The organism is Mesorhizobium kamtschaticum, from assembly GCF_056174585.1.
This window is the reverse complement of the sequence record NZ_CM149691.1, coordinates 7046657-7059370: the sequence shown is the minus strand read 5'-3', so window position 1 is coordinate 7059370 and position 12714 is coordinate 7046657. Positions and strand designations below refer to the sequence as shown.

Annotated in this window: 12 protein-coding genes; 9 read left to right on the top strand and 3 right to left on the bottom strand. The window is 59.6% G+C overall.

What is annotated here, in order from left to right; genetic code table 11:
- Positions 1-9: 9 nt before the first annotated feature.
- The 3 genes from AC0V7N_RS34715 to AC0V7N_RS34705 all read left to right on the top strand — a co-directional run bounded on the left by AC0V7N_RS34715 (position 10) and on the right by AC0V7N_RS34705 (position 4258).
- Positions 10-1374, top strand: a complete 1365-nt coding sequence (locus tag AC0V7N_RS34715) for an aminotransferase family protein (RefSeq protein ID WP_475453348.1) — start codon at positions 10-12, stop codon at positions 1372-1374.
- An 80-nt stretch (positions 1375-1454) separates the two neighbouring features.
- Positions 1455-2624: an acetyl-CoA acetyltransferase gene (locus AC0V7N_RS34710; RefSeq protein ID WP_475453346.1), complete on the top strand. Its 1170-nt coding sequence runs from the start codon at positions 1455-1457 to the stop codon at positions 2622-2624.
- The gene (locus AC0V7N_RS34705) at positions 2621-4258 is read left to right on the top strand and encodes an acyl-CoA synthetase (protein ID WP_475453344.1); all 1638 of its coding nucleotides are present in this window, start codon (positions 2621-2623) and stop codon (positions 4256-4258) included. Before AC0V7N_RS34710 ends, AC0V7N_RS34705 begins: the two co-directional genes overlap by 4 nt.
- 54 nt (positions 4259-4312) lie before the next feature.
- Here AC0V7N_RS34705 and AC0V7N_RS34700 read toward each other — a convergent pair whose 3' ends face one another.
- Positions 4313-5044, bottom strand: a complete 732-nt coding sequence (locus AC0V7N_RS34700) for a Gfo/Idh/MocA family protein (RefSeq protein ID WP_496627610.1) — start codon at positions 5042-5044, stop codon at positions 4313-4315.
- The gene (locus AC0V7N_RS34695) at positions 4993-5466 is read right to left on the bottom strand and encodes a Gfo/Idh/MocA family oxidoreductase (protein ID WP_496627609.1); all 474 of its coding nucleotides are present in this window, start codon (positions 5464-5466) and stop codon (positions 4993-4995) included. Before AC0V7N_RS34695 ends, AC0V7N_RS34700 begins: the two co-directional genes overlap by 52 nt.
- Positions 5467-5594: 128 nt before the next feature.
- Here AC0V7N_RS34695 and AC0V7N_RS34690 point away from each other — a divergent pair, with 128 nt between their 5' ends.
- From AC0V7N_RS34690 to AC0V7N_RS34675, 4 genes are all read left to right on the top strand, one after another.
- Complete coding sequence (locus AC0V7N_RS34690) at positions 5595-6611, top strand: sugar ABC transporter substrate-binding protein (protein ID WP_475453340.1); 1017 nt, start codon at positions 5595-5597, stop codon at positions 6609-6611.
- Between the two features lie 78 nt (positions 6612-6689).
- Positions 6690-7466, top strand: a complete 777-nt coding sequence (locus AC0V7N_RS34685; RefSeq protein WP_475453338.1) for an ATP-binding cassette domain-containing protein — start codon at positions 6690-6692, stop codon at positions 7464-7466.
- An 8-nt stretch (positions 7467-7474) separates the two neighbouring features.
- Positions 7475-8488, top strand: coding sequence for an ABC transporter permease (locus tag AC0V7N_RS34680; RefSeq protein ID WP_475453336.1), 1014 nt, complete (start codon positions 7475-7477; stop codon positions 8486-8488).
- Between the two features lie 51 nt (positions 8489-8539).
- Positions 8540-9706: a Gfo/Idh/MocA family protein gene (locus AC0V7N_RS34675; protein ID WP_475453334.1), complete on the top strand. Its 1167-nt coding sequence runs from the start codon at positions 8540-8542 to the stop codon at positions 9704-9706.
- A gap of 34 nt (positions 9707-9740) precedes the next feature.
- Here AC0V7N_RS34675 and AC0V7N_RS34670 read toward each other — a convergent pair whose 3' ends face one another.
- Positions 9741-10412, bottom strand: coding sequence for a GntR family transcriptional regulator (locus AC0V7N_RS34670; protein WP_475453332.1), 672 nt, complete (start codon positions 10410-10412; stop codon positions 9741-9743).
- Positions 10413-10650: 238 nt separating this feature from the next.
- Between AC0V7N_RS34670 and AC0V7N_RS34665 the strand changes: the two genes are divergently transcribed.
- Together AC0V7N_RS34665 and AC0V7N_RS34660 are read left to right on the top strand one after the other, a co-directional pair.
- Positions 10651-11484 (top strand): HpcH/HpaI aldolase family protein, encoded by an 834-nt coding sequence (locus tag AC0V7N_RS34665; protein ID WP_475453330.1) that lies wholly within the window; start codon positions 10651-10653, stop codon positions 11482-11484.
- Positions 11481-12692 carry a M24 family metallopeptidase gene (locus tag AC0V7N_RS34660; protein ID WP_496627608.1) on the top strand — a complete coding sequence of 404 codons (1212 nt, stop codon included), beginning with the start codon at positions 11481-11483 and terminating at the stop codon, positions 12690-12692. The genes AC0V7N_RS34665 and AC0V7N_RS34660 overlap by 4 nt, the downstream gene beginning before the upstream one ends.
- The last annotated feature ends 22 nt before the right edge of the window (positions 12693-12714 follow it).

Genomic DNA, 12714 nt, shown 5'->3' with positions numbered 1-12714 from the left:
AGGATACTCATGACACTGCGCTATCAGCATTTCATCACGCCCGAAGGCGCGAAGGAGTTTCCCAAAGTCGTCCGCGGTGAGGGCGTATATATCTGGGACAGCACCGGTCGTCGTCTGCTGGATGGATCGTCCGGCGCCATTTCGGTCAATGTCGGTCACGCCCATCCCAGGGTCCTGGAAGCGATGCGCGACCAGATGGGGCGCATTATCTACGCGCACAGCATGAGATGGGACAACGACCCCAATGAGCGGCTGGCCGCCAGGCTCGAGCGCTTGAGCAACTGGAATTATGGCGCCGCGTTCTTCGTCTCCGGCGGCTCGGAGGCCAACGAGGCCGCGATCAAATTCGCCCGTCAGGTGGCGGTGGCGCGAGGTCAGGCATCGCGTTTCAAGATTATCAGCCGCATCCCTTCCTATCACGGCGCGACGACGGCGCTTCTCGGCATCACCGGTGACCCCGACTATGCATCAGCCTACAGGCCAATGTTTGTCGACATGCCAAAGATCGACGCGCCGCTGATGTATCGGCGCCCGGCCGGCGAAAGTGAAGAGGATGTCGTCGACCGCTGTGTGCGGCAGCTGGAAGAAACGATCCTCAGGGAAGGCCCCGAAACCATCCTGGCCTTCATGATCGAACCAGTCGGCGGCGTATCGACCGGAGCCCTGGTTTCCCCGGACAGCTATTCCACCCGCATCCGCGAGATTTGTGACCGCTACGGCGTCATGCTGATCTACGACGAGATCATGAGCGGCGCTGGCAGGACGGGCAAGTTTCTCGCCGGCCATCATTGGCCGGATTGCCGGCCCGATATCGTCACGCTCGCAAAGGGCGTCAGCGGCTCGTATGCCCCACTTGGCGTGGTCCTGGCGTCAGCCGACATGGTCCACGATGTCCGCCGTTCGGGCGGCTTCAAGCACGGCCATACCTACTCAGCCAATCCCGTCAGCTGCGCTGCATCTGACATGGTTCTGAGGGTTGTCGAGGAAGATGGTCTGATGGAGCGGGCGCGGAATTTGGGCGTGCTGATCAAGTCCCGATTGGAGGACATCAAAGGCAAGACCGGCATCATCGGCGACATTCGCGGGCTTGGACTGCACATGGCCGTGGAGATCGTCGCAGACCAGGTAACCAAGGAACCGTTCCCGGCAGAGATGCGCGCGAGCGAGCGGATAGGAATGATTTGCCGCGACCACGGACTGCTGCTGTTCTCACGGCGCACGGCCGGCGGTTCGTTTGGAGAATGGCTGATGGTCTGTCCTCCCCTGACGATCAGCGAAGCGGAAATCGAGGAACTGATGGAGTCTTTCACCGCCGGCCTTCGCGCTTTCGAGTCGGAGATTTCGGCGAAGCCGGAACGGCGCGCAAGCGCCTGACAGCAATGGCGGCGGTGGATGCCGCGAGCAAAAGAACGGGCTGATTGGACGGCGCTCTTCGAGTGCCGAAAGGAACTGATATGGCCAAAGCACAGATGATCGGTTGGGCTCACAGCAATTTCGGCAAGTCCGCCGCCCCCGACACCGAGACGTTGATGGCGGAGGTCGTTGGCCCGGCGCTCGATCATGCCGGCATTGGGGCCGCTGACGTCGATGGCATCTTCGTTGGCGTCTACAACAACGGCTTTTCCCGCCAGGATTTTCAGGCCGCACTGGTCGGCATGAGTCATCATGGGCTTGCCGCGACCCCTGCGGTGCGGTTCGAAAATGCCTGTGCGACCGGTTCAGCTGCTCTTTTTGGTGCACTCGATTTCATCGAGGCCGGTCGCGGACGCATCGCTCTGGTGATCGGCGCCGAAAAGATGACTGGCCTGACTTCCGGCGAGGTTGGCGATGTCCTGATGTCCGGCTGCTATCGCAAGGAAGAGGCGGACGTGGAAGGCGGTTTCGCAGGCGTATTCGGGCGCATCGCGGAGGCCTATTTCCAGCGCCATGGCGACAGATCCGAGGAACTGGCGATGATCGCCGCGAAGAACCATCGCAACGGTGTAGCCAATCCGGTTGCGCATATGCGCAAGGACCTGGGCTTCGACTTCTGCAACACCGTATCGAAGCGCAACCCCTATGTCGCCGCCCCTCTGCGGCGAACCGATTGCTCCTTGGTGTCGGACGGCGCCGCAGCCATCGTCATAGCGGACGAGGAGGCGGCGGCCCGCATGCCTCGTGCGATCGCATTTCGCGCCAGAAGCCATGCCAATGACTTCATGGCGCTGAGCCGGCGCGATCCGATCACCTTTGACGGCGCGAGGCGGGCTTGGGCGACGGCGCTCGAGACCTCCATGCTGACCATAGATGATCTCGATCTTGTCGAGACACATGACTGCTTCACCATTGCCGAGCTGATCGAATACGAGGCGATGGGCCTCGCATTACCCGGCCAAGGTTTCCGAATCGTGCGCGAGGGGGTCGCGGAACGTTCGGGGCAGCTGCCGGTGAATCCATCTGGCGGCCTGAAGGCGAGGGGCCATCCGCTTGGCGCGACCGGCGTCTCTATGCATGTGATGGCGGCACAACAACTGATGAACGAGGCCGGCGCAATGCAGGTTTCGAATGCGAGCCTTGCCGGTGTCTTCAACATGGGCGGCGCTGCCGTCACCAACTACGTCTCAATCCTGGAGCGGTCGCGATGAACGGGGCGACTGAAGGCTCAGTCGAGCCTGTGTCCAAGCGCGTGATGAACCTGTCGCAGTTCGTCTCCCAGGCAGCCAGGCGATTTCCCGAAAGAATTGCATTTGTCTGGGGAGACAGATGCTGGACATGGCGGCAGATCGATCGGCGGATCAATGCGATGTCCTTTGCCCTTGCTGAAACTTACGGGGTAAAGAAAGGCGATCGCGTTCTCGTGCAGTCGCAAAACTGCAACCAGATGTTCGAGTCCATGTTCGCCTGCTTCCGCATCGGGGCGGTTTGGGTGCCAACCAATTTCCGGCAGACACCTGAAGAAGTAGCCTATCAGGCAGAGGTATGCGGCGCCGCGGGGATGATCTGCGGCCACATGTTTACGCATCATCAAGCCGCTTGTGCGGCCTCTTCCGCGCCTCTTCGCTTCTTTATATCCATCGGCGAAACTGCCTTCGGTGCGGACTACGACAAGGTGGTTTCGCAGCACGACGGCAAGCAGATCGAAACGGCCGCGGTCGAACGAGACGACCCCTGTTGGTTCCTGTTCACATCAGGCACGACCGGCCGGCCAAAGGCAGCCGTGCTAACGCATGGCCAGATGGCGTTCGTCATCACCAATCATCTTTGCGATCTCATGCCGGGGACGACAGAAGACGACGCATCGCTTGTGGTCGCGCCCCTTTCGCACGGCGCTGGCGTTCACCAGCTGACCCAGGTGGCGCGAGGCGCCAAGACGGTGCTTTTGGCCACAGATCGCTTTGACATCGAAGCGGCCTGGGCTCTCATCGAGAAGTGGCGCATCACCAATCTCTTCACCGTGCCCACGATCCTTAAAATGCTCGTCGAGCATCCTGCCGTGGATCGCTACGACCACTCCTCGCTTCGCCATGTCATCTATGCCGGAGCCCCGATGTATCGCACGGACCAGGAGCACGCCCTGACGAAGCTCGGCCCTGTGCTGGTCCAGTATTTCGGACTCGGCGAAGTGACAGGCAATATCACGGTGCTCCCACCCAATCACCATCGACTGGGTAATGGCGCGGATGCGAGGATCGGCACGTGCGGCTTTGAGCGAACAGGGATGCAGGTTGCCATCAAGTCCCCTGATGGCACAGAGCTCTCACCCGGCGAGACAGGAGAAATTTGCGTTATCGGTCCAGCCGTTTTTCCGGGATATTTCAATAATCCAGAAGCGAACTCCAAGGCATTCCGGGATGGCTGGTTCTGCACCGGTGACGTCGGGCACATGGATTCCGATGGTTTTTTATACATAACAGGCAGGGCATCGGACATGTATATCTCCGGTGGCTCGAACATTTACCCTCGCGAAATCGAGGAAAAGATACTTGCGCATCCCGGCATCAGCGAGGTGGCTGTGTTGGGCGTGCCCGATCCAGTGTGGGGCGAAGTCGGGGTTGCTGTTTGTGTCGCCGCACCTGGCACCGACGTCGCAACACTCGATATCGATTCCTGGCTGAGGGATAAAATTGCCCGCTACAAGCTGCCGAAGCATTATCTGTTCTGGAGCCAGCTTCCCAAGTCGGGCTATGGAAAGGTCGTCAAGAAAGAAATTAGAATGACTCTAGCTGGCGAGACAAATTCGACCGTCACTTGCCCGCAGACGCTATGGCGCTTTGCCTAGAAAGTATCGGAAGCGGCACCGCCAGCCGCTCCAGCCGCGTGTCACGCGTCTGCTTCATGTGCGGAACGTGACGGTTTCGAAGGTTTTCGATTGTGCCGACCGGGCGATCGCATCGACGGTCTCAGCAACACGGTAGCCGTCCTCAAACGTGGCTCGCGGCGCGATCGGCTTGCCGCCTTCCACGGCTTCCAGCATATGTCTGGCCTGATGGGCGAAACACTCGTTCCAGCCGAGCGGATGCTGGCCCTGGATGCCCATTGGCAGCCAAAAGTCGCTGTAGGGATGGCCGGCCTGTGTCACCATCTGCACTCGCGGACCGCGCTTCGGCTCGTAGATCACTAACTCGTTCAGCCGCTCCATGTGGAAAGCGATGGACCCTTTGGTGCCGTCGACCTCGATGAAGCCACCAAGATTATGGGCTCCGGCAACGCGCGTCGCCTCGAACGACGCCGTCGCTCCGTTTTCGAGCCGTGCCGCGCAGACGAAGGCATCGTCGTTGACGTCAAGGATCTGGTTCGAGGAATCCTTGCTCCATGTTCCGGTCATCGCCGCCACCTGGGCGACCTCGCCGACGAGGAAGCGCGCCTGGTCGATATGGTGCGAGCCGAGATCGCCGAGTGCACCGAGGCCGGCCTGCGCCTTGCTGAAGCGCCAGTTCAGCGGACCGCCAGTCAGCATGTTGAGCAGGAAGCGGGACCGGAAGTGGCGAATCTCGCCAAGTTCGCCTGAGCGGATCATGTCGCGGGCGAGGTTGAGTGCGGGATAGACCGATGCATGAAGGCGCACATGTTGATCGCGCCAGTTGCTTCGACTGCCTTCCACAGGGCGTAGGCTTCGTCGGCGGAGCCGGCGAGCGGCTTTTCGCAGAAGACGGCTTTTCCCGCTTGGGCTGCCGCGATCGAAGGTTCCGCGTGCAGATGATTTGGGCCGGCGTTGATGAAGAGATCAATATCCGGTGAGGTGGCCGCGTCGCGCCAATCCCCGCTGCTGCGCTCGAATCCATAGCGCGACTGCGCCAACTGGGCTGCATCCAGGTTTTGCTCCGACAAGGCAACAAGCCTGATGTCGATCTTGGGCTGCCAACTCGCCATCGACGCCGTGGTGAAGGTCAGGCCATGCATCTGTCCGATGAAGCCCGCACCCAGAACGCCTATCCTGATCATGTCCGTTTCCTTCTGTAGAGGGACCGCACGGGATGCCGCGACCATCCTTCCCACTTGATTTTCTTACGAAAAAGCACGCGTCGAATTTGATGTCAACTAAATTGTTGACAATTATGATGACAAAGCCTAGCGTCCCCTAACTGTTGGGAAAACAGTGTAACGGGAGAAGAAAAATGAACACCAAATTCACACGGCGCCAGGTCGGTCTGACAATCCTCTATGCATCCGCTGCTATCGCGTTCGGGTCGTTGCCGGCGCTCAGCGCTGGCAACAAGATCGCGATTATGCCGAAGACGCTGATCAATGACGTGTTTCAGATCAAGATCGCGGAGTCGGCTGAAGCCGAAGCGGCAAAACTTGGTCTTCAAACCGAAAGGTTCGGATCGAGCAACGACGTGGCCGTGGAGGACCAGATCAACATCATCGAAGCGGTCATCTCGCGCGGCGAATTTGGCGGCATCGTGCTGGCCGCGACTGTCGCCAAGGGGCTTGGCAATGTCGTCGAGCGAGCCAAGGAAGCGGGGATCTATGTCGTCCTCGTCGACAGCAAGACCGACGGCAATGATTTCGTCACGGTCATACAGACTGACAATGTGGGCGCCGCGGCGGTCGCCGCGGACTACAGCGCCAAGCTGATCGGCGGAAAAGGCAAGGTCGCCATGCTCGAAGGCGAACCGGGCGGCGAAACCGCTGCCCAGCGCACGAAGGGCTTCCATGACGGGATGAAAAAATACCCGGGAATCGAGATCGTGAGTTCTATTACTGGGCATTGGACGCTGCCCGGCGGTGTCGAGGCGACTGAAGCCCTGATCGCCGCCAACAAGGACATCGACCTCATTTTCACTGCTTCAGACATGATGGGTGTCGGCGCACGGCAGGTTCTTGATCGCGCTGCGAAGAAAGCCGAAGCCGACGGTGACACCGCGCAGGCCAAGAAATTCTCCGAGGTCAAGATCGTTGGCTTCGACGGTGTCGCGGAGGCCGTCAAGCAGATCTGGGGCGGCAAGTTTTCGGGCACGGTCGCACAGCGTCCCGACGTCATGGGAACCAAGGCGGTCGAAATTCTGGCATCCCTGATGAAGGGCGAGAAGAAGGCGTCTGATTTTCCGAAAGTCATCGATTCCGGCATGATGATGGTGACGCCCGAAAACGTCGACGACTATGCCAAGCAGATTGGCGTTCAAAAGTAGTAATATCTTCCCCTGCAACGGGGCCGCAGACAATTTGCGGCCCCGTTGCAATTAAGATGACGCTGTTGGAGCATGTCGATGTCGATCCTGTCCGTATTCAATATCCAAAAACAATTTGGAGCCTTGTTTGCCCTCGACAAGGTTTCGGTCGACTTCAATGAAGGCGAAGTCGTCGCGGTTCTTGGTGACAACGGCGCCGGCAAATCGACGCTCATCAAGATTATCTCCGGCACCTACGTTCCGGACGACGGGGAAATCGTGCTTGGCGGCCAGAAGGTGGAATTCGCCAATCCGCGGGCTGCTCTGGATGCCGGAATCCAGACGGTTTTTCAGGATCTGGCGCTTTGTGACAATCTCGACGTCGTCGAAAATCTTTATCTTGGCCGGGAGCTGCGCAAGTCCGTTGTGCCCGGCCTCTCCTACTTCGATCGCCAGCTGATGCGCGAGAGTGCGATCAAGCTTTTGAAGGAACTCGCGGTCGATCTGCCTAGCGTTGATGCCAAGGTGAAGGATTTGTCCGGCGGCCAACGGCAGTCGGTTTCGATCGCCAAGGCAGTCAATGCAAAATGCCGCATCATCATCATGGACGAGCCAACCGCGGCGCTTGGCGTGGCGCAGACCCGCAAGGTGCTTGCGCTGGTGAGAGAACTGCGCACCCGTGGCATGTGCGTGATCTACATCACGCACAACATGCACGACGTAATGGAAGTCTGCGACCGCTGCGTGATCATGAAGAACGGGCGCAAGGTGGGCGAAGTATTTACCGCCGACGTCAGCAGGGACGCGTTGGCGAACATGATCATCACCGGCGACGTTCCGCCGTCGGCTGCAACCGCCCCTCATATTGCTGAATAGGTGGACAGATGACCTTGATTGCTCCCAAAATGCTCAGAAACAATGGTTTGTCCGTTAATTTCTGGCGCTTGTTCGACAGAATAGGGCCGATCTTGCTGCTTATTGTTGTCTTGCTCGTCGTCACGGCGATCAAGCCCTCGTTTCTGACGGGGGCAAACCTGATGACGATCGGTCTGCAGGCGTCGGTGAACGCCTTGCTCGCGATCGGCATGACGCTGGTCATTATCTCCGGCGGCATCGATCTTTCCGTTGGAACAATGATGTCCTTGGCGATGGTCGTCATGGCGATTTCCACCATGACAATAGGCGTGCCGATGCCTGTCGGAATCCTGGTCGCGCTGGCGGTGGGCATGATCGGTAGCGCAATAAGCGGGTTTCTCATCGCGTATGGCCGCATACCGGCCTTCATCGCGACGCTCGGCATGCTCGGGATCGCGCAGGGGACGGCTCTCAAGCTGTCAGGCGGCTACTCGATGTATGGTTTTCCGGACTGGTTCGACTTCATCGCAAACGGGCGCGTGCTGGGCATACCTTTTCCAATCTGGATCGTTGCCGCCGTTGCGATCATCGCCCACTACGTTTTCACGCAGCGTCCCATGGGGCGGTATGCCTATGCCTTGGGGGCAAGCGAGGAAACCGTCCGGAGGGCTGGTGTCGACGTCCGCCGGCTGAAGGTGAAGATCTATGTTTTCTCAGGCGTGACCGTTGGTCTGGCGGCCGTAGTCCTGTCCTCGCGCATCAACTCCGCCCATCCCGGCATCGGACTTGGATATGAGCTCGACGCTATCGCCGCGTCGGTCATTGGTGGCGCCAGCCTCATGGGCGGTCGCGGCAATGTCGTCGGTGCGATCAGCGGAGCCCTGGTCATGGCTACGATCCGCTTCGCTCTCAACATACTCGGAATGGAACCGTTCCTGCAGCAGATCGTCGTGGGTGTGGTCCTCATCGGCGCCGTCTATCTAGATACTATCCGCGTCGCCCAGGAAGAACGCCGGACCAAGGCCCGGGCGCGGCAGCACTGACGGGCCGCCGCCGTGAGGCAACAACTGTTCAAGTCAAATGGAAGCATGTCCATGTATCACGATAGTCTTGCGAAATTCGGCCGCCGGCTACGGCTGGGTATGGTTGGCGGCGGATTCGATTCGATCATCGGCGAGACGCATCGCATAGCGTTCCAGATCGATGGCCATTATGAACTTGTCGCCGGTGCGTTTTCGATCGATCCGCAGGTCTGTCGGGAAACGGCGAAAGGGCTCTTTGTCGCCAGCGACCGCACCTATCTCGACTATCGCGACATGGCCCGCCTCGAGGCGGCCCGTGACGATCGCATCGACGCCGTCGTCATCGCAACGCCACCTGGCCTGCACAAGGACGTTGCGATTGCCTTTCTCGAAGCTGGCTTTCACGTCATTTGCGAAAAGCCTCTGACGCGGACTGTCGCCGAGGCAGAGGAGCTTGCTGCTGCCGTAAAGGCGTCGGGCAAGATCTTCGTTCTCACGCATTGCTATGCCGGGTTTCCCATGGTGCGGCATGCGCGAGACCTCGTTGCGTCGGGTGCGCTTGGCGAGATCCGCATGGTCGACATGGAATTTGCCGGCGGCGCGGCAGGGGTAGCCGAGGAGCCCGAAGATCCGGCACTTCGCCATTGGCGCTTCAGGCCGTCCGGCGGCAAGGAGATGATCCTCGGCGAGGTGGGATCGCATGCCTATCACATGATGCGCTACGTCAGCGGCATGTCGCCGTCGCGCCTATCAGCCCGCATGCAGACCTTCGCAGCACGCCGCGAAGTCTATGACAATGCATATCTCGACCTCGAGTTTACGAGCGGGGCCGTCGGCAGGCTCTGGTCCAGCTATATGGCGACAGGCACTCAGCATGGATTGGCCATGCGTATCTTTGGCGAGAAGGCCGGACTGGAATGGCGCGAGGAGGATGCGGAGTTCCTGCGCTTCCGTCCCTTGAACGGTCCCGAAACGATCCTGCGCTCGGGACAGGACGACACGTCGGAATTCGTGACCCGGTCGGCACGGTTCAGACCTGGCCATCCCGAAGGCTATCCGCTCGCCTTTGCCAACATCTATCTTGAAGCAGCGCTCGCCATTGTCGCTGCCGAGACCGGTGGGGACTTTTCCGCGCTGCTCGCCAATCTGCCGGGGGTCGACGACGGCGTCGCCGGAATGCGGATGATCTCGACCGCCGCGATTTCCAATCAGAACGATGGAGCGTGGCAGCCGCTTTAGGCGCCACGCAACGGACGCGGGTTCCAGGAAGTTATCAGGCCCGGAGTGCTTGCCGCGCCGTGGACTGGTTGCCGTAGCGGATCTGGTAGATGCGAATGTATTCTTCCGGCGAGCCGGGCAGGTGGTCGCGAATCAGCTGGACCAGGCGCTCATTGTCATTGCCCTTCATCGCGTCGATGATCGCCCAGTGATGTTCCACGACTTTCTTCATGTGGATACGGTCGCCATATTTTGTCGCGCGGATGAGATGGGCCTTTCGCGCATAGTCCTCGATCGTCTGGACGAGATGCCGGTTCGGGCAGGCTGAATACTGCAAGCGGTGAAATTCTATGTTGAGGTAGAACACGTCGCGGAACCTTTCCTGCGAAACGGCCTCCGTGTGCCGCCGCTGGACTTCGCTCATCTGCTCGATGAGTTCGTCCGACACCGGAAGCTGCGTCAGCATGCCGGCCCTGGTCTCGAGCAACTCGCGCATGTCGTAGATTTCCAGAACCTCGGCCGGCGTCAGTTCGGTAACCAGTGCTCCCTTGTTCGGGACTCTGACAACGAGGCCAAGATCCTCAAGCGTGGAAAAGACCTCGCGAATGACGTGTCGCTTCGCATCGAAGCGCTCCGCCAGACGCTCCTCGACGAGCCGGGACTGTGGCGGCAATACGCCGAAAACAATGTCTTCTTCGATAGCTTTCAGAATTTGCTGGGTCTGCATGGATTGCCTTCATTCGCGCAAGAGACAGGGCCGACTGGTAGCACAAATATATCATCGCGAAAATGCCGTCAAGATTGTTAACAATATGATTGACAGATATGTGGGAGCCGCTACAGTGTGAATTGTCGGCGATCGACGAGGGACATCAGGGCGACAAACGAGGTGCCAGTGTCCTGTCACAGGAAGTTTCGATTTCGATGAAATCGGGCCTTTCTTCATCCGGAAAGGACTATGCGTCATGCGCCCCAATGGCCTTCAGACCGTCTGGGAGACAAAGAACTACGCGCTCAACGCCTGGCTTTCCATAGGGTCGAGTTACAGTGCGGAGATATTCGCCAACTTGCCCTACAATGCAGTAACCGTCGATCTCCAGCACGGTATGTTCGATCTGGACACCGCACTTTCGATGCTCCAGGCGATTTCGACGACGAACGCCGTGCCCATGGTGCGCGTTCCTCACAACGCAACGTGGCTCATCCAGAAGGTCCTGGATATGGGTGCCTACGGCGTGATCTGCCCAATGATCGACACCCGCGCGGATTGCGAAGCCTTTGTCCGCTCAATGCGCTATCCGCCCCATGGAGAACGCAGCTTTGGGCCTTCGCGCGGCCTACTGTATGGCGGCGCAGATTATGTCTTGAAAGCGGGCTCCACGGTGCTGTCCTGGGCAATGATCGAAACGCAGACGGCCCTCGGCAATCTCGATGCGATCGCTTCCGTCGAGGGGCTGGACGGCATCTATATCGGCCCGAGCGATCTTTCGATGACGTTGGAAGGCACAATAACCAATCCGCTGTCGCCGCGTGTCGTTCGCGAGATCGAGCGGATCGTTGAGACCGCGCGAACGAATGGCTTGCGCGTTGGCATTTTCTGCCCGGACGTGCCGTTCGCCCGGGATATGGTGGATCTGGGCTGCGACCTGATCACGGTCATGAATGATGCCGGGCTGGTTCGCAAGGCGACAAGCGCTCTGCTCGACGAGCTTAAAACCGCAATGGCCGCGCGCGTCATGAATGGTGGCGCTGTGGCCGAGATCGCCGCAAGGGCTCGGCTCCAAGGAGAACTCAAATGAAGATGCAGAGCACCAAGCCGGAAACGTTGGAGCCCTTCAAGCCGGGAGAAGGCAAGCCGCCTTTCGAATCCGATCGCCTGGATCGGCTCATGGAGGAGGCCGGCCTCGAAGCGCTGCTCGTCACCTCCAAGCACAGCATCCAATATCTGCTCGGCGGCTATCGCTATTTCTTCTATTCTTACATGGATGCGCACGGCCTGAGCCGATATCTGCCTTTCTTCGTCTACATCAGGGGCAAGCCCTTCGCTTCGACCTATGTCGCAAGCCCGATGGAAACCTACGAACAGGAACTCGGCAAATTCTGGGTTTCGCAGTTCGACTTCAAGAATATGACGACCGTGGAGTATGCCGCCGCCGCTGTGCGCAGTCTTCAACGCTCCGGCTGTGTATCAGGGCGGATAGGCGTCGAGATCGGGTTCCTGCCCACCGACGCTTACCGGGTGCTGGCGGCAGGTCTCCCGGATGCGGACATCGTCGATGCGACCTTCACGCTTGAATTGCTCAGGGCGCTGAAGTCGCCGCGGGAACTCGACATCTTGCGCGTGGCATCCGAGAAGGTGATCGATTCCTTGCTTGCAGTCATGGCCGGCCATGGCGCTGGAACGACGAAGCAGGCGCTCTTCGACGCCGTCAGGCGTGAAGAGGAAAGCCGCGGCCTGAAGTTCGAATACTGCCTGACCAATATGGGGCGGAGCTTCAACCGGGCACCGTCCGATCAGGTCTGGCAGAAGGGCGATGTCCTGGCGCTGGATTCAGGGGGAAACTACAAGGGCTACATCGGCGATCTCTGTCGGATGGCCTATCTTGGCGACCCTGATCGGGAACTCCAGGATCTGCTCGGCGAGGTCGAGACGATTCAGCAGGCCGCGCGCAAGCCGATCCGTGCTGGAGCCAGGGGCGGGGACATTTACGTCGAACCCGAAGCTATGGTCGCACGCTCGGCCAATTGGGGTGAGCTTTCCTTCGTGGCGCATGGCATGGGCATCGTCAGCCATGAAGCGCCGTGGCTGACCGATAGCTGTTCGGTGCCATACCCCGCATACCACGCCGACCGGCCGCTGGAAGCCGGAATGGTCATCTCGATCGAAACAACCCTGCTTCATCCGCGGCGCGGCTTTATCAACCTTGAAGATACGCTTGCGGTAACCGCCGATGGCTGGGAAGCATTCGGCGATCATGGCCGGGGCTGGAATCGTGGGTTGGACTGATGAGCGGTTCCGGAGCGATCGA

Bases quoted from the DNA above. Each gene is read 5' to 3' on its own strand.
- AC0V7N_RS34705 (WP_475453344.1), top strand. From the start codon at position 2,621: ATGAACGGGGCGACTGAAGGCTCAGTCGAGCCTGTGTCCAAGCGCGTG.
- AC0V7N_RS34695 (WP_496627609.1), bottom strand. From the start codon at position 5,466: ATGGTCGCGGCATCCCGTGCGGTCCCTCTACAGAAGGAAACGGACATG.
- AC0V7N_RS34680 (WP_475453336.1), top strand. From the start codon at position 7,475: ATGACCTTGATTGCTCCCAAAATGCTCAGAAACAATGGTTTGTCCGTT.
- AC0V7N_RS34710 (WP_475453346.1), top strand. From the start codon at position 1,455: ATGGCCAAAGCACAGATGATCGGTTGGGCTCACAGCAATTTCGGCAAG.
- AC0V7N_RS34665 (WP_475453330.1), top strand. From the start codon at position 10,651: ATGCGCCCCAATGGCCTTCAGACCGTCTGGGAGACAAAGAACTACGCG.
- AC0V7N_RS34660 (WP_496627608.1), top strand. From the start codon at position 11,481: ATGAAGATGCAGAGCACCAAGCCGGAAACGTTGGAGCCCTTCAAGCCG.
- AC0V7N_RS34670 (WP_475453332.1), bottom strand. From the start codon at position 10,412: ATGCAGACCCAGCAAATTCTGAAAGCTATCGAAGAAGACATTGTTTTC.
- AC0V7N_RS34715 (WP_475453348.1), top strand. From the start codon at position 10: ATGACACTGCGCTATCAGCATTTCATCACGCCCGAAGGCGCGAAGGAG.
- AC0V7N_RS34690 (WP_475453340.1), top strand. From the start codon at position 5,595: ATGAACACCAAATTCACACGGCGCCAGGTCGGTCTGACAATCCTCTAT.
- AC0V7N_RS34675 (WP_475453334.1), top strand. From the start codon at position 8,540: ATGTATCACGATAGTCTTGCGAAATTCGGCCGCCGGCTACGGCTGGGT.
- AC0V7N_RS34685 (WP_475453338.1), top strand. From the start codon at position 6,690: ATGTCGATCCTGTCCGTATTCAATATCCAAAAACAATTTGGAGCCTTG.